Source organism: Buchnera aphidicola (Hyalopterus amygdali), from assembly GCF_964059015.1.
Classification (GTDB): Bacteria; Pseudomonadota; Gammaproteobacteria; order Enterobacterales; family Enterobacteriaceae; genus Buchnera; species Buchnera aphidicola_BN.
On record NZ_OZ060383.1, the window covers coordinates 137,704 to 158,798 of the forward strand.

At 24.7% G+C, this 21,095-nt stretch carries 18 protein-coding genes; 8 read left to right on the forward strand and 10 right to left on the reverse strand.

Annotated features, from left to right (window positions below):
* Window positions 1-25: 25 nt before the first annotated feature.
* The gene (gene tgt / locus AB4W74_RS00680; RefSeq protein ID WP_367682095.1) at window positions 26-1,129 is read left to right on the forward strand and encodes a tRNA guanosine(34) transglycosylase Tgt; all 1,104 of its coding nucleotides are present in this window, start codon (window positions 26-28) and stop codon (window positions 1,127-1,129) included.
* Window positions 1,130-1,158: 29 nt separating this feature from the next.
* Window positions 1,159-1,491, forward strand: a complete 333-nt coding sequence (gene yajC, locus AB4W74_RS00685; protein ID WP_367682096.1) for a preprotein translocase subunit YajC — start codon at window positions 1,159-1,161, stop codon at window positions 1,489-1,491.
* A 71-nt stretch (window positions 1,492-1,562) separates the two neighbouring features.
* On the opposite strand, the gene glyS is transcribed toward yajC, so the two are convergent.
* Together glyS and glyQ are read right to left on the reverse strand one after the other, a co-directional pair.
* On the reverse strand, window positions 1,563-3,644 hold the full coding sequence (gene glyS, locus AB4W74_RS00690; protein WP_367682097.1) for a glycine--tRNA ligase subunit beta: 2,082 nt from the start codon (window positions 3,642-3,644) through the stop codon (window positions 1,563-1,565).
* A gap of 37 nt (window positions 3,645-3,681) precedes the next feature.
* Entirely contained in the window at window positions 3,682-4,557 is an 876-nt protein-coding gene (gene glyQ, locus AB4W74_RS00695) for a glycine--tRNA ligase subunit alpha (RefSeq protein WP_367682098.1), read from the reverse strand.
* A 136-nt stretch (window positions 4,558-4,693) separates the two neighbouring features.
* Here glyQ and folE point away from each other — a divergent pair, with 136 nt between their 5' ends.
* From folE to rplY, 3 genes are all read left to right on the forward strand, one after another.
* A complete protein-coding gene (gene folE / locus AB4W74_RS00700) occupies window positions 4,694-5,350 on the forward strand; it encodes a GTP cyclohydrolase I FolE (RefSeq protein ID WP_367682099.1) in 657 nt (218 codons plus the stop codon).
* Window positions 5,351-5,491: 141 nt separating this feature from the next.
* Window positions 5,492-6,355, forward strand: a complete 864-nt coding sequence (gene nfo, locus AB4W74_RS00705) for a deoxyribonuclease IV (RefSeq protein WP_367682100.1) — start codon at window positions 5,492-5,494, stop codon at window positions 6,353-6,355.
* A gap of 54 nt (window positions 6,356-6,409) precedes the next feature.
* Complete coding sequence (gene rplY / locus AB4W74_RS00710) at window positions 6,410-6,700, forward strand: 50S ribosomal protein L25 (protein WP_367682101.1); 291 nt, start codon at window positions 6,410-6,412, stop codon at window positions 6,698-6,700.
* A 50-nt stretch (window positions 6,701-6,750) separates the two neighbouring features.
* Here rplY and AB4W74_RS00715 read toward each other — a convergent pair whose 3' ends face one another.
* Window positions 6,751-7,509 carry a DedA family protein gene (locus AB4W74_RS00715; protein ID WP_367682102.1) on the reverse strand — a complete coding sequence of 253 codons (759 nt, stop codon included), beginning with the start codon at window positions 7,507-7,509 and terminating at the stop codon, window positions 6,751-6,753.
* A gap of 264 nt (window positions 7,510-7,773) precedes the next feature.
* On the opposite strand from AB4W74_RS00715, the gene AB4W74_RS00720 reads away from it, so the two are divergent.
* From AB4W74_RS00720 to apaH, 3 genes are all read left to right on the forward strand, one after another.
* On the forward strand, window positions 7,774-9,066 hold the full coding sequence (locus tag AB4W74_RS00720) for a peptidylprolyl isomerase (RefSeq protein ID WP_367682103.1): 1,293 nt from the start codon (window positions 7,774-7,776) through the stop codon (window positions 9,064-9,066).
* A gap of 66 nt (window positions 9,067-9,132) precedes the next feature.
* The gene (gene rsmA / locus AB4W74_RS00725; protein ID WP_367682104.1) at window positions 9,133-9,945 is read left to right on the forward strand and encodes a 16S rRNA (adenine(1518)-N(6)/adenine(1519)-N(6))-dimethyltransferase RsmA; all 813 of its coding nucleotides are present in this window, start codon (window positions 9,133-9,135) and stop codon (window positions 9,943-9,945) included.
* A gap of 43 nt (window positions 9,946-9,988) precedes the next feature.
* Window positions 9,989-10,807 carry a bis(5'-nucleosyl)-tetraphosphatase (symmetrical) ApaH gene (apaH, locus tag AB4W74_RS00730; RefSeq protein ID WP_367682105.1) on the forward strand — a complete coding sequence of 273 codons (819 nt, stop codon included), beginning with the start codon at window positions 9,989-9,991 and terminating at the stop codon, window positions 10,805-10,807.
* A gap of 35 nt (window positions 10,808-10,842) precedes the next feature.
* Here the strand turns inward: apaH and folA are convergent, their stop codons facing one another.
* From folA to ileS, 7 genes are all read right to left on the reverse strand, one after another.
* Window positions 10,843-11,328 carry a type 3 dihydrofolate reductase gene (gene folA, locus AB4W74_RS00735; RefSeq protein ID WP_367682106.1) on the reverse strand — a complete coding sequence of 162 codons (486 nt, stop codon included), beginning with the start codon at window positions 11,326-11,328 and terminating at the stop codon, window positions 10,843-10,845.
* Between the two features lie 63 nt (window positions 11,329-11,391).
* Window positions 11,392-14,613: a carbamoyl-phosphate synthase large subunit gene (gene carB, locus AB4W74_RS00740; RefSeq protein WP_367682107.1), complete on the reverse strand. Its 3,222-nt coding sequence runs from the start codon at window positions 14,611-14,613 to the stop codon at window positions 11,392-11,394.
* Between the two features lie 13 nt (window positions 14,614-14,626).
* Entirely contained in the window at window positions 14,627-15,772 is a 1,146-nt protein-coding gene (carA, locus tag AB4W74_RS00745; RefSeq protein WP_367682241.1) for a glutamine-hydrolyzing carbamoyl-phosphate synthase small subunit, read from the reverse strand.
* Between the two features lie 151 nt (window positions 15,773-15,923).
* Entirely contained in the window at window positions 15,924-16,754 is an 831-nt protein-coding gene (dapB, locus tag AB4W74_RS00750; protein ID WP_367682108.1) for a 4-hydroxy-tetrahydrodipicolinate reductase, read from the reverse strand.
* Window positions 16,755-16,768: 14 nt separating this feature from the next.
* Window positions 16,769-17,707, reverse strand: coding sequence for a 4-hydroxy-3-methylbut-2-enyl diphosphate reductase (gene ispH, locus AB4W74_RS00755; protein WP_367682109.1), 939 nt, complete (start codon window positions 17,705-17,707; stop codon window positions 16,769-16,771).
* A 76-nt stretch (window positions 17,708-17,783) separates the two neighbouring features.
* Window positions 17,784-18,275, reverse strand: coding sequence for a signal peptidase II (lspA, locus tag AB4W74_RS00760; RefSeq protein ID WP_367682110.1), 492 nt, complete (start codon window positions 18,273-18,275; stop codon window positions 17,784-17,786).
* Window positions 18,262-21,081: an isoleucine--tRNA ligase gene (gene ileS, locus AB4W74_RS00765; RefSeq protein ID WP_367682111.1), complete on the reverse strand. Its 2,820-nt coding sequence runs from the start codon at window positions 21,079-21,081 to the stop codon at window positions 18,262-18,264. The genes lspA and ileS overlap by 14 nt, the downstream gene beginning before the upstream one ends.
* Between the last annotated feature and the right edge of the window lie 14 nt (window positions 21,082-21,095).

Here is a 21,095-nt window from a genome sequence, read left to right on the forward strand (position 1 = left end):
ATTCTTTTAAATTTTTGGGAAGAAAATGAAATTTCAGATTATAAGCGAAGACAAGAAAGCCAGATATGGTATTTTTACATTTAATAAAAATATTATAGAGACTCCTATTTTTATGCCAGTTGGAACTTATGGTACAATAAAAAGTCTTAGTTCAGAAGAAATTAAAAATACTGGTAGTAAAATAATTTTATCTAATGCATTACATCTATATTTGAGACCCGGTTTTGATGTAATAAAACTGCACGGTAGTTTGCATAATTTTATGAATTGGTCTGGTCCAATTTTAACTGATTCTGGTGGGTTTCAAGTTTTTAGTTTATCAAATTTTTGTAAAATTAATGAAGAAGGAGTGATTTTTAAAAATTATAGAAATGGCCAAAAATTTTTTTTGACTCCAGAGTTATCAATGGAAATTCAGTTAAATTTAGGTTCTAATATTATAATGATTTTCGATGAATGCATCGCTTATACCAAGGATTGGGAAAAAACCAAGAATGCCATGGAAAGATCACTAAATTGGTCAAAAAGAAGTCGTATATATTTTGATTTAAAAAAAAGAGATAAAAATCTTTTATTTGGTATTATTCATGGTGGAATATATAAGTCTTTACGTGATATTTCTCTTAAAGAATTAATAAAAATAAATTTTGATGGATATGCATTAGGTGGATTAGCTGTTGGTGAGTCTAAGTTAGAAATGCATCATTTATTAGATCATATTACTCCTCAAATACCTAAAGATAAACCAAGATATTTGATGGGAGTAGGTAAACCTGAAGATTTAATAGAAGGTGTATATCGTGGTATAGATATGTTTGATTGCGTTCTTCCAACACGTAATGCTAGAAATGGACATTTATTTGTAACCAATGGTATAATTAGAATTAGAAATAAAAAATATAAGAAAGATGTATCTGCATTAGATGAAACATGCACTTGTTACACTTGTAAAAATTATAGTAGAGCTTATTTGCATCATCTAGATTCTTGTAATGAAATGTTAGGTGCACGTCTTAATACAATACATAATTTACATTATTATCAAACATTAATGTTTAATATAAGAAATGCAATAAAACAAAAAAGATTTAATGAATTCATGGTAAATTTTTATAATCAAAAAAAATAATTTTATTTTAAAATAAGGAAAATCATTTAATGCTTTCTTTAATTGATAATGCATATGCAGCAGTAACTTCCCCTTTAGAAGGAAACTCTTATTCTTTATTTTTTATGTTGTTAATCTTTATATTAATATTTTATTTTGTTCTGTTTCGTCCTCAACAAAAAAAAGATAAAGAACACAAAAAACTTATGGAGTCTATTTCCCCAGGAGACGAGGTAATGACTAATAGTGGATTTTTAGGACGAGTTAGTAAAATTACAGAAAATGGATATGTTTTACTTCAATTAAACAACAAAACTGAAGTTTTTATAAAAAAAGATTTTATAGTTTCTTCTCTTCCTAAAGGAACTTTAGAAGTTTTATAGTATATTTTAAATTTTTTTATATAATTAAATATCAAACATATTCGTTTAATTAAAACATTAGTTTTTTCTTGTTAATATAAATAAGAAAAATTTGTTATTTGTAAAAATATTTTTCTTAATTTTATTAATAAAATTACTCTATTCTTTTGAATTTCGATATCTTCGTGATTTATTTGTACTTTTTTAAAAAATGTATTTATAGGTTTTATGAGTAATTTTGTTTTTAATAAAATCTCTGTATATTTTTTTTCAATAAATAGTTGTTTGGTTGTATAATTAAAGTCATTAATTATTTCTAATAATTTTCTTTCTTCTATTTGAATTAATAATCTTTCATTAATTTTAGTTGAAATCATTTTTTCATGTTTATCTTTTAAAAAATTAGATATTCTTTTAACTATTAAGATAATTGATTCTATTTTTTTAAAGTTTGATATTGCTTTAATTTTTTCATCAATATCTAATAAATCCATTGATTCATATGCTAGTACAGATTGTACAATATTAATATTGTATTTTTGATTTTCATAAAAGAATATTAGTCGCTTTATAAAAAAATTTTTAATTTTTTCAAAAATTACTGATATATTTGATTTTTCAACATTATGTTTTTCTAAACTAATTTCAATTATTCTTTTTAAATTTATAGGTATTTTTTTTATTATAATAATTCGTATTACTCCTAGAGTAGCACGTTTTAATCCGAATGGGTCTTTTTCTGGACCTGGAATTTCACCAATAGAAAACATACCTGATATAGTATCAATTTTATCAGCAATTGATAGTACAGATCCTATAGGTGTAGAGGGTAATTTATCAGTTGAAAAAGATGGTAAATATTGTTCTTTAATCGCTATAGCTACTTCTTTTTTTTCCTTATTTTCTAAAGCGTAATACATTCCTATCGTACCTTGTAGTTCTGGGAATTCAGATACCATTTCGGTTACCAGATCACATTTTGATAATAATGTTGCTCTTATTAAATTTATTTCGTTAATTTCTTTTGTATAAAAAAATATTTTTTTTACAATAAATACTAAACGTAGTGTTTTTTGATATAATGTACCTAAACCTTTATAAAAAGAAATATTTTTTAAACATTTTAAATAATCTTTTAATTTACTTTTTCTGTCTTTTTTTAAAAAAAATATTGCGTCTGATAAACGTGCATGCATCACTTTTTCATTTCCTAAAATAATATTTTTATTATTTTGAGAATGAATATTAGTTATAAATATAAAATATGGTAAAATGTTTTTTTCTTCATTAATACTATATATAGGAAAACATTTTTGTTGTTTTTTTATAATATACCCAATTATTTCTTGAGGTATCTTATCAGTATAATCTTTTTTTAAATTTGCTAAAAGTACTTTAGGTGACTCCACTAAAGAAGTCACTTCTTCTAAAAGAAGTGAATCTTTTTTTATTGCCCCATTCACTTTTTTTGCTATTTTGTTTATTTCATATTTTATTTGTTCTTTACGATTTTCGTGATGAGCTATTATTTTACTTTTTTTAAAAAGAATACTTGGATATTCTTTTGCATCTGTAATATATATCTTTTCTTCCTTAGAAGAAATATGACTCTGCAGTATGTTATTACAACGTAGGTGAAATATTATTGCTTCTTTAAGAATTATATTATCTAATAACATTACAATGTTTCGAATAGGACGAATAAATTTAATATTTTCTCCTTCCCATCTCATATTACTATTTACATTAATATTTTTTAGTGCTACTTCTGTTATTATTGGAAGTAATAATTCAATTTTTTTTTGTTTTTTTTCAGCATAATGTATAAGCCATTCTCCTTTTTGATTTTTTAATCTCTGGGTTTGATTTAAATTAACTTTATAATTTTTAGCCCAATTTTGTGCGGCTATTGTTGGATTTCCATTTTCATCAAAAGCATTTTTTATAGCTGGACCCTTTTTAATTATCTTTTTTGTTTTTTCTGATGTATTAATTTCTATAATTTGTAATGCTAATCTTCTTGGAGTAGAAAAATAATTAATTTTTTTATATGAGATATTATTTTTTTTGAGTTCATTAATAAAATTTTTATAAAAAATTAAAGAGATATTTTTTAGTTTTTTTGCGGGTAATTCTTCAGTTCCTATTTCTACTAAAAATGTTTTTTTTGTCATTTTTTTCTCTTCTTTTAAATGATTGATCAATTTTTTATTATTTTCTTAAATATAAATATTTTTTTGCTATTTTTTTAGTTAATTTTTGAATTTTTAAAATATAATTTTGACGATCGCTAGAAGATATTGCTTTTCTTGCATCTAATAAATTAAAAATATGATTTGCTTGTAATACTTTTTCATAAGAAACGAGTAATAATGGTTTTTTTAATTCTATTAAACTTTCTGCTTCAAACATATTTTTTTCAAAATACTCAAATAATATATTAATATTAGAATATTCAAAATTATATGTTGACTGTTCCATTTCATTTCTTTGAAAGATATCTCCATAAGTAATTTTATTAAATTTATTTTCGCTCCAAACAAGATCATATACATTTGATTTATTTTGCATATGCATAGCTATTCTTTCTAATCCATAGGTAATTTCTACAGTGACAGGATTACATTGTATTCCACCTACTTGTTGAAAATAAGTAAATTGAGTGACTTCCATTCCATTTAACCATACTTCCCATCCGACTCCCCAAGCGCCTAATGTAGGATTTTCCCAATTATCTTCTACAAAACGTATATCGTTATTTTTTTCATGTATTTTAAGTAAATTTAATGATGTTAAATAAATATTTTGAATATTTTTTATAGGAGGTTTTATGATTACTTGAAATTGATAGTAATGTTGTAAGCGATTAGGATTTTTTCCGTATCTGCCATCGGTAGGACGTCGGCAAGATTGTACATATGCAGCTTTAATAGGTTCTGTAATAATTGCTCCAAAAAAAGTTGTTTGATGAAATGTACCAGCTCCTATTGGCAAATCTAAAGGTTGAAAAATAGTACATTCTTGTTCTATCCAATATGACTGTAATATTTTAATTATATTACAAAAAGTATTATGATTATTTGTCATGATTTACATCCAAAAGAAATAATAGTAGATATATTTTATATTTATTTATAGTATGAATAATATCTATTTTTTTAGAGAATTTAAGTAAATTAAATATTTAATAAATTTATAATATATACTTTTTAAAGGAAAAATATTGATGGAAATTAGTAAAGAAGCTAGTTTAGTACATAATGTTTTATTGTTAAAGGGATTAGAAAATCCTATTTTAAAAGAATACAATGATATAAAAAAAAAAGAAAGAGAATTATTAATTACAAAATATTTATCTAAGATTATGTCTTTACTTAATTTAGATTTAAAAAATGACAGTTTAAAAAATAGTCCTATAAGAATATCAAAAATGTATATAAATGAGATTTTTTCTGGTTTAGATTATAGAAATTTTCCAAAAATTATGTTAATGGATAATAAAATAAAATTTAATGGAATGATTATGGTACGTGATATTTTACTGATTAGTACCTGCGAACATCATTTCATTACTATTAACGGAAAAGCTACTATTGCATATATTCCTGAAGATAAAATAATTGGTTTGTCTAAAATAAATAGAATTGCACAATTTTATGCCAAGCGGCCTCAAATTCAAGAACGCTTAACAAAACAATTAATATTAGTTCTTCAGGTTTTATTGCAAACTAAAAGTGTTGCAGTTGTTATTAAAATGGATCATTTTTGTGTTAAAGCTCGTGGAATTTGTGATAATAATAGTAATGTAGTTACTTCTTGTATAGATGGTTTATTTAAGTCTAATAAAAATATTCGAAATGACTTTTTTTTAAAATTATAATGTAAAAAAACATATTATGTTTAGTTTATTTTATTGATTAAAATAAATTTTCTAAGTATGATATAAGCTATAAATTAATATATTTTTTAATAAATTAGAATTTAAAAATTTTTTGTTCAATAAATAAAAATAAAAATTTTTATGAAAAAAAAAACAAACTATATTGGTGCACATGTTAGTTCTTCTGGTGGACTAGAAAAAGCAGTTTTTCGGGCTTTTCAAATAAAAGCAACAACTTTTTCTTTTTTTACAAAAAACCAGTTAAGATGGTCCTCTTCGCCTTTACAACAAAAAAATATAGATAATTTTAAAAAAAGTTGTGTGAAGTATAATTTTTTTCCTGAAAAAATTTTACCTCATAGCAGTTATTTAATTAATTTAGGTCATCCAGATAACGAACTCTTAAAAAAATCACGTATTGCTTTTATTGATGAAATGACACGTTGTAATCAACTTGGTCTATTTTTTTTAAATTTTCATCCTGGTAGTCATTTAAATAAAATTTCTACAACTTTTTGTTTATCAAGAATTGCTGAATCCATTAATATAGCTTTAGAAAAAACTAAGAATGTTACTGCTGTTATAGAAAATACAGCCGGACAAGGTACAAATGTTGGTTATAGATTTGAACATTTATCTGAAATTATTAATCAAGTTCATGATAAGTCTAGAATTGGTGTTTGTATTGATACTTGTCATTTATTTGCATCAGGATATGATTTAAGAACAAAAAAAGATTATGAAAGTACATTTAATCAATTTTTTAATATAATAGGATTGCAGTATTTAAAAGGTTTTCATTTAAATGATTCTAAAAAAACTTTAAATAGTCGTGTTGATCGACATGAAAGTTTGGGTGTGGGTAAAATAGGCACATCTATTTTTTCATATATTATGAAAAATCAAGATTTTAATAATATTCCTATGATATTAGAAACAGTTAATCCAAAAATATGGGAAAAAGAAATTTCTTGGTTAAGATCGTTAAATCAGAAATCTATTTAATCTGATTAAATGAATTTATATTTTGACTATGATCAAAATGAGAGAGAATAAGTTATGCTAACAGTTCATGCAGAAATAAGAGATAAAAAAGGAAAAAGTTTTAGTCGAAAATTACGTATAAAAAACAAATTTCCAGGGGTTATATATGGTCGGAATAAAATGCCCATATCAATTATATTAGATCATAATCTTATTTTTAATTTACAAAAAAAACCGGAATTTTATAAAGAAAATTTATGCTTATCAATTATAGATGACAAATATATAGTTAAAGTTCAAGAAATACAACGTCACGCATTTAAAATGAAAATATTACATATTGATTTTATTTATATAGATATCTAATATCTTTTTTATTTATATATTGATATCAATTGTATTGATACCAATACATACTATAATATCGTGGATAAAACTTTTCTAAAAATTAACATTGTAGGATGAAATTGAATTAGTATCAATCCAATTAAACCTGTTGAGAGTATAATAAACGCTATCCATCCAATTTTTCTTTTAAAAAAATTCATATTGTTTTTATTTTTTATTTTTTTAATTTTCCACCATTTTGATATTAGCCATATTCCAAGCCATATTAAAATTGAAATGATTAATAAAAACCATTTAAAATTATCATTTTTTGTATTTGTAGGTATATTTATAGTTATACCTGTAATAATACCTGGAAAAAAATATATTGGAGGCCATAGAATACATCCTAAAATACTAGGAAAAAAAAATTTTTTTAAAGGTAATTTTAGCATACCGGCAACCATAGGGATAAGAGGTCTAGTAGGTCCTATAAATCGACCAATTAGTATTGTTAAAATACTATGTTTATGTAATAAAGATTTTGTTTTATCAAGTAAGTTTAAATGTTTTTTTAAAAAATTTAAATTATGCAACCAATTTTTAAAATATAAGCCAATATAGTATGAACACCAGTCGCCTAATAAGCATCCAAGTATTCCTGCTATCCAAGAGGGATACAAAGGTAGTATGCCGTTACCTATAAAAGTTCCTAATGTTGCCATTAAAACTATTCCAGGTAAAAGTAGACCAACCAAAGCCAATGATTCCAAAAAGGATACTATTCCTACTATAAATATTGCATATGCTAAAGATTGTGTAATTAAAGATGTTAACCAAGATTCCATAAATACTCATTAATTTTTTAAGTTTTTTATTATAAAAAATATCAAAAAAATTATAAAATGTTTTAAAAACCACCTGAATATTTTTTTGATTTTTTTGTGAGTTAATTTAATTATTTTCCTTTGATAGAGATTAAATATTACGTTTTTATATATATTTTTTTTATATCTAGTATCTCCAAAAAAATTTTAAAGAAAATATAAATTTTTAAAAATAGTAAAAAGAAATTAAAATATCAAGAGAATGCTTAAAAAAGAAGAATAATGATGAAAGTATATTTTTTTTTAATTCTATGTTTTTTTTCGAATATTTTTTCTTTTGCTTATGGTAAAGAATGTGAAATTGACAAAATTGTTGCTATTGTTAATCATCAAATTATATTAAATAGTGACGTAAATCAAGTTCTTTTTTCTCTAAAAAAAGAAGATCAAGAAATCAAGATACCTTTTAAAATTAATTTAATAAGAGATAAAATAATTGAAAAACTAATTATTGATACTTTAATTTTAGAAGAAGCAAGAAAATTTAATGTTACAGTATCTGATGATCAAGTAAATACAATACTAAAAAGATATGCTTTAAAGCAGAATATTACATTTAATCAGCTAAAAAATAATATTATTATGAGTAATATAAACGATTGGTTTAGCTATAATGATTATATTCAAAATATCAAAAAATCATTAAAGATTAAAATAATACAAGATTATGTATTAAATAGACGTATTAATATTTCAGAAAAAGAAGTGTATTTTTTTCTAAATAAAAAAAATATTGATAAAAATAAATTTAAAAAAATAGATTTAAATTATATTTTATTACCTTTTTTAAAAGAAAAAAATAAAATTTTAATGAGTAATACAAAAAATTTAGCTGATCAATTTATGCAAAAAATTAAAAGTAATTCATCGTTTGATTATTATCATGAATATTTTAAAAAAAATGATAAGATTTTTTTATCAAAAAAAATAAGATTAAATTCTTTGACAAATCTAAAAAAAATACTATTGAATGAAGTAAATATTATAAAAAAAGGTCAAATTTTAGGCCCTATATTAGGAAAAGATGGATTTTATATTTTTAAAGTAGATAACATTGTAGAAAATACTAAAAATAATCTTATTAATGAATTTCATATACAACATTGTTTAATACGTCCTTCTGTAATTTTAACGAATAAAAAAGCAAAAGAAGATATTTTTTATATATATAAAAATATAAAAAATAGAACGTATAGTTTTGATTATGCTGTTGAAAATTTATCTCATGATGTTTATTCATCGCATAAAAAAGGTGATTTAGGATGGATTTCAAGTAATTTTTTTAATAGTGATGTCAATAAAATTTTAAAAAATTTAAAAATAAATGATATTACTCATCCAATTCAATCTCGTTTTGGATGGCATATAATAAAATTATTAGAAATACGAGAAAGAAACAAACAAGATACTTTAGATAGAGATTCAGCTTATCAAATTTTGTTAAAAGATAAAATAAAAATAGAAAAAGATAAGTGGATAGAAGAACTTAAAAATTCGTCTTATATTAAAATTTTATAGTTTATTGAAAATCATTGAAAATTTTTTAAAGTCTTCCGTTTTATATTAAATATTCGATACCCAATAATGAATAAAAAAATAAAAAAATATTTTCCTCTTAAAAAATATAGTCAGAATTTTCTTATAAATCAAAAATTAATTGAAGAGATAGTAAATTTTATAAATCCTAAAGTAGAACAAACATTGGTTGAAATTGGACCAGGACTAGGTGCGTTAACGAAACCTATATGTAATATAGTAGATGAGTTAATTGTTATTGAAATTGATCCTGTTGTATTAAGTTGTTTAAAACAATTTTCTTTTTATTCACAATTAAGAGTTTTTTGTCAAGATGCTTTGAATTTTAATTATTTGAATTTATTTTATAATAAAAACAAATTAATTCGTATTTTTGGAAACTTGCCATATAATATTGCTACATCTTTACTGTTTTGTTTTTTTAAAAAAAATAACATCATTTATGATATGAATTTTATGCTACAAAAAGAGGTTGCAAAACGCTTAGTTGCATCTCCAGGAAGGAAATCATATGGTAGATTAAGCATTATATCTCAATATTACTATAATATTAAAATAATATTTGATGCTTTATCTGTAAATTTTCGGCCTATACCTAAAGTTGATTCTGCTTTTGTTCATTTTCAGCCTTACAAAAAACGGCCTTATTTTACTTATAATGTAAATGTTCTTAGTTATATAACAAACTTAGCTTTTCAAAAAAGGAGAAAAATATTGCGACATAGCTTAAAAAGTATTGTTTCGGAAAAAGTTTTATTAAAATTAGATATTGATCCAAAGTTAAGAGCGGAAAACGTTTCTGTATTACAGTATTGTCAGTTATCTAATTATATTATTAACAACAATATTCTTAAAAAATAAACGTTTGTTTCTAAAATGTTTTATTAGGAGTACATTTAAAAAAATGAGTACCTATTTTATTAGTGATATTCATGGTTGTTACAAAGAATTGAAATTAATCTTAAAAAAAGTTTTATTTAATGTAAAAAAAGATTATTTATGGATTGCAGGTGATTTAGTATCCAGAGGACCTCATTCTTTAAAAGTTATTAGATATATTTTTTCTCTGAAGGAAAGAGTTCAAATTGTGCTTGGAAATCATGATTTAAATTTAATTGCAGTACATTCTGGTATTAAAGAACGGAAAAAAACCGATTTTTTTGATGAATTTTTATCAGCACAAGATAGTTCAGAATTAATTAATTGGTTACGATCTCAATCAGTTCTAAAAATTGATGAAAAAAGAAAAATTATTATGGTACATGCTGGTATAAGTCCACAGTGGGATATAAAAACAGCAAAAAAATGTGCATTAGAAATTGAAAGATGTTTGTCAAGTAAAAATTACTCTTTATTTTTAAAATCTATTTATAAAAATGAAATAAATTATTGGACTAACAATTTAAAAAAGTTAGATCGTTTGCGATATAGTATAAATGCTTTCACACGTATGAGATATTGCTATACTGATAGTCGATTAAATCTTTTTTGCAAAAAATCTCCTAATTTAGTTAAATATCCTCTTGTTCCCTGGTATAAATTATTATGCAATTTTGAAAAAGAATATTCGGTCTTTTTTGGACATTGGTCTTCTTTAAGAGGCATTAAGGTACCTCAACCATTTTTTCCATTAGATAATGGTTGTTGTTGGGGAGGGGAATTAACTATATTTCGATGGGAAGATAAAAAATATTTTTTTCAGCCTCTTGAAAAAAATATTTAAATTGAATAAAAAATATTTTTTAATTCTTATATTATTTATCTTGATAGAATTTCAAAACAGAAATTGTAAGGATTTATTTTATCTTTAAAATATTTTTTTCTGAATATTATTTTCCAACTTTTATATAATTTATATTGAGGAAAATAAGTATCACCAACTCCATTAAAATCTACGTGTGTTAAATATAATTTATTTGCATAAAACAACATTTGTTGATATATTTTCTCTCCTCCAATTACCATAATTTCTTTATCATGTTGTGTATAAATTAAAGCCTCTGCAATTGATTGAACTGATATAACATTTTCTTGTATAATTTTTTTATGACTAATAACAATATTATTACGCATGGGCAAAGGACGACTTAGAATAGATTCCCATGTTAAACGTCCCATAATAACATTTTTATATATTGTATTTTTTTTAAACCATTTTAAATCTTTTGGAAGATGCCAGGGTATTTGCTTATTGTGTCCAATAACTAAATTATTTGAAATGGCTGCAATTAGGCTAACTTTCATAGTTATATTTAACTTTTTATAGTTATAAATATGTTTTACAACATATTTATAAAAATTTATTTTTTAATTAATTAAATTTATTTTTTTATGCATATCTTGTAAAGATATAATATTTTTTGTTGGTTTTTCATTTAGTGCCATAATTGTTGCAAAAGCCCCATTGATAGTAGTATCATAATGTACTTTATATTGTAAAGCACTACGGCATATTAATTTAGAATCTTTTATTCCCTGATGACAAGATGTGGTGTTGACTATATATGAATATTCTCCATTTTTTAAACGATCTTGTATATGAGGTCTTCCTTCATGAACTTTATTTACTAATCGAGATATAATTCCAGATTTTTTTAATGCTATAGCTGTACCTTTTGTAGCATCTATTATAAATCCTAATTTTTGAAGTTTTACTGCTAAGTTTACAATATTTTTTTTATCGTCATTTCTAACTGAAAGAAGAACACGACCTGATTTTTTCATATTTGTATGTGCACCTAGCATTGCTTTTGAAAATGCTTCTGAAAAGTTTTTTCCAATGCCCATTACTTCTCCTGTAGAACGCATTTCAGGACCTAATATGGGATCTACACCTTGAAATTTATCAAAAGGAAGGACTGCTTCTTTTACTGAAAAATATGATGGTATGACTTCTTTATCAAATCCCTGTTCTGATAATTTTTGACCGCACATTACACGAACAGAAATTTTTGCGAGTGCTAATCCTGTTGCTTTTGAAACAAATGGAACTGTACGAGATGCTCTTGGATTAACTTCAATAATGTATATATCATTGTTTTTTATAGCAAATTGAACATTCATAAGACCTTTTACAGATAATTCAAAAGCTAATTTTTTAACTTGATTTCTAATTTTATCTTGAATTTTATTTTTTAAAGTATATGCAGGAAGAGAACATGCAGAATCTCCAGAATGTATCCCGGCTTGTTCAATATGTTCCATGATACCTCCAATTAAAACTTTTTCTCCATCACAGATTGCATCTACATCTACTTCTATAGCATAGTTGAGATATTGATCTAGCAAAATTGGAGTGGTATTGTCTTTTTTTAAAATTATTTTAAAATAATTGTCTAGATCGTTTGGTTCATATACAATTTCCATTGCTCTACCACCTAATACATAGGATGGTCGAACCATAATAGGATAACCAATTTCTATAGCTTTTTTATGAGCCTCTTCTATACTAAATACAGTCGCATTTAGAGGTTGTTTCAACTTTAATTTACTTACAATTTTTTGAAAACGATTACGATCTTCTGCTTTATCAATAGCGTCAGGATTTGTTCCAATAATAGGTATTCCTTCTTTTTCAAATTGACGTGCTAGTTTTAATGGTGTTTGACCTCCATACTGTATAATAACACCTTGTGGTTTTTCAATTTTAACTATTTCTAGAACATTTTCTAATGTAATAGGTTCGAAATATAGTCTATCAGAAATATCATAATCTGTAGATACAGTTTCTGGATTACAATTTATCATAATTGCTTCGAAACCATCTTCTCTTAAAGCTTGAGCTGCATGTACACAACAATAATCAAATTCTATACCTTGTCCAATTCTATTAGGTCCTCCTCCTATAACAATAATTTTTCTTTTATTTTTTGTAGGATGTGATTCACATTCATCTTCCCATGTTGAATACATATATGCTGTTTCAGTTGAAAATTCAGCAGAACATGTATCAATTCTTTTATAGACAGGATGTAAATTCAGTTTGTTTCTAAGATTACGTATTTCTTCTTCTTTTTTTCCAGTTAAAATAGATATACGTAAGTCTGAAAAACCTTTTCTTTTTATAAAGTATAAAAATTTATATTTTAGTCCAATAAATCCCTTTTCTATAATTTTTTTTTCTAATAAAATAATTTCTTGAATTTGAATAAGAAACCAAGGATCAATTGATGTCAATTCAAATACTTCATTTACAGACATGCCAAAACGGAAAGCATCACCTATATACCAAAGACGATCTGCTCCAGCATCTTTTAATTCATGTCTAATTTTTATTAAGTTTAAACACGAAACTTTAGAATCGAAACCACTAGCTCCTATTTCCAATCCACAAATAGCTTTTTGTATAGATTCTTGAAAAGTACGTCCTATTGCCATTACTTCGCCAACAGACTTCATTTGAGTTGTAAGTCTATCATTACATCCTAAAAATTTTTCGAAATTAAATCTAGGAATTTTAGTTACTATATAGTCTATTGATGGTTCAAAGGATGCTGTAGTATTTGTTCCTGTTATATCGTTTGCCAGTTCATCTAAGGTATATCCTATAGCTAATTTAGCTGCTATTTTTGCAATTGGGAAGCCAGTAGCTTTAGAAGCTAAAGCAGAAGAACGAGAAACTCGAGGATTCATTTCAATAACTATCATCCGACCATTTTTTGGATTAATTGCAAACTGTACATTAGAACCTCCTGTTTCTACACCAATTTCTCTTAAAATTGACATAGAAGCATTTCTCATAATTTGATATTCTTTATCAGTTAAAGTTTGTGCTGGCGCTATAGTTATCGAATCACCTGTATGTATACCCATAGGATCTAAATTTTCAATTGAACATACAATAATACAATTGTTATTTTTATCTCTTACTACTTCCATTTCATATTCTTTCCAACCAATAAGCGATTCGTCAATTAATAGTTCAGTAGTAGGAGATAATTTTAAACCTCTTTCACAAATTTCTTCAAATTCTTCTTGATTATAAGCTATTCCTCCACCATTTCCTCCCATAGTAAAAGAAGGTCTGATAATACATGGAAAACCTACATTTTTTAAAACGTATAATGCTTCTTTAATATTATGTGCTATACCACATTTTGCCGTCTTAAGATTAAGTTTTTGCATGGATTTTTCGAATAATTTTCTATCTTCTGCTTTGTTAATAGCATCAATAGTGGCACCTATTATTTTTACATTAAATTTTTTTAATATTCCTCTTCGATCTAGCTCTAAGGCGCAATTTAGTGCAGTTTGACCACCCATAGTAGGTAACAATGCATCGGGTTGTTCTTTTTTTATGATTTTTTTAACTATTTTCCAATGAATAGGTTCAATATATGTAGAATCCGCCATGCAAGGATCAGTCATAATAGTTGCTGGATTTGAATTTACAAGAATTATTTTATAACCTTCTTCTTTTAATGCTTTGCACGCTTGTGCACCTGAATAATCAAACTCGCATGCTTGCCCAATGACTATTGGACCAGCACCAAGAATTAAAATCGACTTTATATCAGTAGATTTAGGCATTTTTTTTCTCTAATTAATTACTAAATTTTACTTGATTAAGTAATTTAATAAAATGGTCAAATAAAGATGAAGCATCGTGTGGTCCAGGACTAGATTCCGGATGTCCTTGAAAACTAAAAGCTAATTTGTTTGTTAAACGTAGTCCTTGTAAGGTCCCATCGAAAAGAGAACTGTGTGTTATAGCTACATTATTTGGCATGTTTTTTTCATCGACAGTAAAACTATGATTTTGTGATGTTATAATTACTCGATTTGTTTGTATTTCTTTTACCGGATGGTTTGCACCATGATGACCAAATTTCATTTTAACAATATTAGCTCCGCTAGCTAATGCAAGCAGTTGATGGCCTAAACAAATTCCAAAAATAGGAATATTTATTTTTAAAAAATATTGAATTGCATGAATTGCATAATCGCACGGTCTAGGGTCGCCAGGACCATTAGACAAAAAAATTCCATCAGGATGAAAATTTAAAGCTTTTTCAGGATCAGTTTCAGCTGGAACAACAGTTAAATAACATCCTCTATCTACAAGCATACGTAATATATTTCTTTTTACGCCAAAATCATACACAACAATATGAAAAAGAAATTTTTTTTCTTTTTTAGGAGTACTTTTTTTTAAATTAATTGAAAGACTATTTTCTTCCCAATTGTAAATTACTTTAGTACTAATTTTTTTCGCCAGATCTAGTCCTTGTAAACTTAAAAAATTTTTTGCTTTTTGCTGTGCTATTGTATAATTTTCCTCTTTGTCTTCTATAATGCATCCGTTTTGAGAGCCTTTAGTACGCAGAATGCGTGTTAATTTTCTTGTATCAATATCAGATATGGCAACAATATTATTTTCTTTTAAGTAAGAAGAAAGATCTTTTACGCTTCTATAATTACTTGATATAGGTGATATATCACGAATAATTAATCCTCTTATATGAATTTTAGATGATTCTTCATCACTAGGATTAGTACCAATATTTCCAATGTGGGGGTGAGTTAATGTTACAATTTGATGTGAATAAGAAGGATCGGTGATTATTTCTTGATATCCAGTGATTGATGTATTAAAAACAACTTCGCCTACAGTTGTGCCCTTAGCTCCAATGGAACGTCCATGAAATCTAGTTCCATCTTCTAAAACTAGTACTGCTGATTGTCCCAAAGCATCCTCCACTAAATTGTTTTTTTAATGTTAATTAAATATTGAATATAAGTAGAATTTTAAAAAAATTGTATTATATTTTAACTAAAATTAACGTTTTTGTCTATTATACTAAATATATTTACATTATTGACATTTGATTGAAAATTTTTTAAATGTTTTTAAATTTATCTTTAAGTATATCGTTCATATTAAATAGTCCTGTATTTTTTTTATGAATCCATATTGCTGCCTCAATAGCACCTTTGGCAAAGGATTTGCGATTGAAAGCACTGTGATTAATTTGAATTTCTTCATCTTTATTAGAAAATATAATAGTATGTTTTCCAATAATATTGCCTGATCTGATACTAGAAAATCCAATTTTTTTTGTTTCTCTTATTTTTTTTGTGATACCTTTTTTATAATATAATGTATGTTGATTTAATTTCCAATTCATAACTTTTGCTATTTTTTCCCCAATAGTTAGTGCTGTTCCTGAAGGGATATCTACTTTATCTCGATGATGAAATTCTATGATATCAATATCTGAATCATTTCCTAAAATTTTAGTTGTTTTTTGAACTAATTCATGAATTAAATTAATTCCAATGCTAAAATTAGAGGAAAGTATTAAAGCAATTTTTTTAGAATACGAATTAATAATTGAAATTTCTTCATCTAAAAAACCGGTTGTACCAATAATAATATTTTTTCTAAAATCATAACATTGTTTTATAAAAGATAGAGTACTACTTGGCTTCGTAAAATCAATCAAAACATCAAAGTTATTTTTTTCTATGTTTAAAGCATCTTCTATATATACACCTATTTTACCTATTCCAATCATTTCTCCTATATCATGATTAATTAATGGATGATTTTTTTTTACTATTGCACAGGCTAAAATAGCATTTTTATTTTTTTGTATTTCTTTAATTAATATTTTTCCCATGCGACCCATAGGACCAGTGATCGCAATGCGAGTTATTTTTTTATTCATAATTTTTTCTAATTTTATGTGTATATTAAATTTTTAGGAATTTTAAATATTTTTTTTTCTTTATCGTTTAAAATTTCTTGTGGTGGATTATTAAATCCAATTTTTTTTAAATATTTTATAACTTCTTGTACCAGTATATCTGGTGCGGAAGCACCAGCTGTAATACCAATATTTTTTGTTTTTTTTAGCCATTCCTCTTTGATATCTAAAAACGATTCAATTTGTTTTGTAAATATTCCTGTTTCTTTTCCTAATTCTGTAAGACGATTTGAGTTAGAAGAATTTTTAGAGCCAATTACAAGAATTGTATCAGTTATTTTCGATAATTTAAGGAGTGCATTTTGTCTATTTGTGGTGGCATAACATATATCTTCTTTTTTAGGTCCAGATATATTAGGAAATTTATTTTTTAAAGCTAAAATAATAAATTGGGTATTTTTGATAGATAAAGTTGTTTGTGTAAAAAAATTTAATTTTTGATTACTTTTGATATTTAATTTATTTATATCTTGTACTGATTCAATAAGATGTATTTTTCTTTTTTTGTTTTCATAGTGTCCTATTGTACCAATAACTTCAGGATGTCCTTTATGCCCAATGAAAATTGTTTCTATGTTGTTTTTGCTTGACTTTTCAACTTCTAAGTGTACTTTTTCAACTAATGGACATGTTGCATTTAAAATAGTTAAATTTTTTTTTATAGCTTTCTTTTTTGTTGCTTTTGATACTCCGTGTGCTGAAAAAACAACTATGGAATTGTTTGGAATATCTTTAATTTCTTCAACGAAAATTACTCCTTTTTTACGAAATGTTTCTATGACATATTGATTATGTACTAGTTCATGTTTAACATAAATAGTTTTTTTATAAATTTTTAAAGCATTTTCAACCATTAATATAGCTCTTTTAACACCTGCACAAAAACCTCTTGGATTAGCTAATATAATATTCATTATCATTTTTCTCGAAATACATTTATATTGAATTAGATAAAAATTGACAATTTATTTTTTTAAAACTAATTTTAAATTAATTAGAATAACTATTTTTTATAAGAATAATCATACCAAAAAAAATACTACAATCAGCTATATTAAATGTTGGAAAGTGATAATGTTTAATATGTAAATCGATGAAATCTATTACAAAACCGTAATAAATACGATCGATTAAATTACCTATTGCTCCAGCAAGAATCATTGAATAAGAATAAATTTTATTTTTATCTATTTTTTTTAATTTTATTATTTTTGAACATATTATTAATATAATAACTATACTAAATATTGAGAGAAAATATTTTTGCCATCCTCCTTGATCTGATAGTATGTTAAATGCAGCTCCAAAATTATGTACATGAAATATATTTAATATTAGAAAGATTTTTTGTTTTTCATATATATTCAAATTATTTAAAATCCATTTTTTACTATAAAAATCTATTGTTATAATAAAAATTATTATAGTTATATAAATCCAATAATTTTTCTGAAAATAGTATTTTTTTTTATATAAAAACACGTTTTTCTCCGTTTCCTATTGTATTTTCAATACAACGTGAACAAATTTTTTGATCATTTTCATTTTTTTTTAAAATACTATAATGCCAACATCTTGGACATTTTTCTTCTGTCATTTTTTTTATAAATATTTTAAAATTTGATATTTTTTTACTTTTTTTTGAATTTTTTGGTGCTTGATTATATAATTTTATTTGAACTTGAGATGTTAAAAAAATAAATTTTAATTCATCTCCTAAATTTTTTAGTTTTTCATTTAATTCTGGCATTACGTATAACGTTAAATGTGCTTCTAATGAATGGCTGATATTTTTATTATGTATTTCTTCTTCTAAAAATTTGTTTATTTCATTTTTTATTTCTATTATATAATCCCAAAATTGATAATTAAATATATTGTTTTCATCTAAATAAAATAGTTTATCAAACCATTCTTCTGTAAATACATATTTAGAATTGTTTCCAGGTAAATGAGTCCAAATTTCGTTAGCTGTAAAAGATAATATTGGTGCTATCCATCTCACTAATGCATGAATTATATAATACATAGCGGTTTGGGAACTACGTCTTTCTTGACTATTTTGTTTGAGAGTATATTGTCTATCTTTTATGATATCAAGATAGAAAGAACCCATTTCAACTGAACAAAAATACATTAAACGTTTAATTACCGCATGAAAGTTATATTTTTTATAAAATTCAATGATTTCATCTTGAGCTTTTTTTGTTTGACCTATAGCCCATTGATCTAATAAAACCATTTTTTCTTTAAAAATAGTATTTTTTTTTGGATCAAAATCACTTATATTTCCTAAAATAAAACGTGCTGTATTTCTTATTCTTCGATAAATATCTGAAGAACGTTTTAAAATTTCATCAGAAATAGAAATGTCATTAGTATAATTCGAAGATGCCACCCAAAGTCTTAAAATATCTGCACCTAATGTTTTTACTATCTCATTAGGACTAAGTGTATTACCTATAGATTTAGACATTTTTTGACCATTTTTATCTATTACGAAACCATGAGTTATAACTTCAGAATATGGTGGTTTATTTTTTTTTAACATAGAGATAATTAATGACGACATAAACCATCCTCTATGTTGATCTGAACCTTCTAAAAACATATCTGCAGAATTTTTTTGGTATTTTTTATTTTCATAGTTTATTAAAGTATGCGTACTACCTGATTCAAACCATACGTCTAAGATATCGAATATCTTACAATACATATTGTGTGTTTTACCTAATATTTCTTTTTTATCAATTTTCCACCAGGCTTTTATCCCTTCTAATTGAACTTTTTTTATTATTTTTTTCATTAATAGATAAGTTTTAGGATGTATATCTCCTGTTTCTTTATGTACGAAAAAACACATTGGAACACCCCATTTTCTTTGTCTTGAAATGCACCAATCAGGTCTTTTTTTAATCATCTCCCTTATTCTTATTTCTCCCCATTTTGGTATCCATGAAACTTTTCTAATTTCTTCGAGGGTTTTACAACGTAGTTTATTTTGATCAATCTTTATAAACCATTGCTGAGTAGCTCGGAAGATCACAGGAGTTTTATGTCTCCAACAATGTGGATAACTATGTTTTAAAAATTCATGATGTAGTAAACAATCTTTTTTAATTAGAATATCTATAATAATTTTATTTGCTTTAAAAATATTTATACCATCTAATTCAGGATGTACGTTATTTATATAATCACCTTTAAAATCTACTAAATTAATTGTTTTTATATTGTATTTTTGACTTACAATATAATCTTCTTCTCCATGATCAGGAGCTGTATGAACAGATCCTGTTCCTGAATCAAGAGTGACATGTTTGCCTAATATTACAGGTAAGGAAACATTTTCCAAAAATGGATGCAAAAATTCCTTTCCTTCTAGATCTTTTCCTTGAAAAGAAGATAAAATGTTCCATTTTTCTATCTTTAAAATTTTCATTACATTAGAAACTAATGCTTTTGCTAAAATTAAATTTAACTTTTTAGTTTTTACTAATTGATATTCAATTTTTGGGTGTACTGTAATAGCTTGACTCGATGGAAGAGTCCATGGTGTAGTTGTCCAAATAGGCAAATGTATATCTTTGTTGTTTAATGTATCAATATTAAATATTTCTTTAAACATTTTATTATTTTTATTTTTCATTGAAACGAATATTGAATCAGATTTTTTATAGAAATATTCAATTTCTGCATCAGATAAAGATGAATGACATTTTAAACACCAATGTATAGGTTTAAATGCTTTATATAAGTATTTTTTTTTAATTATTTTAGATAATGTTTTAATTATATTAGCTTCGTTTTGAAAGTCCATTGTAAGATGTGCATTTTCCCAATCTCCAATTATACCTAATCTAATAAAATCTTCTTTTTGTTTTTTTACTTGTTTTTTTGCATATTTTCTGCATTTATCCTGAAATATTTGAGTGTCTATTTGTTTGCTGATCAAACCAATTTCTTCTTCTACTTTTTGTTCAATAGGTAAGCCATGACAATCCCAAGAAGGTATATATGGAGCATCAAAACCCGACATATTTTTAGATTTTATAATAATATCTTTTAAAATTTTATTTACTGCATGACCAATATGAATGTTTCCATTAGCATATGGCGGTCCATCATGAAGATAAAATATTTCCTTTCCTTCTTTTTTTTGTCGTATTAATTGATAAAGATTATTTAGATACCAATTTTTTAATATTTCTGGTTCTTTTTGAGAAAGATTAGCGCGCATAGAGAAAGAGGTTTGAGGTAAATTTAAAGTATTTTTGTAATCATTCATAATGTTCTCTTTTT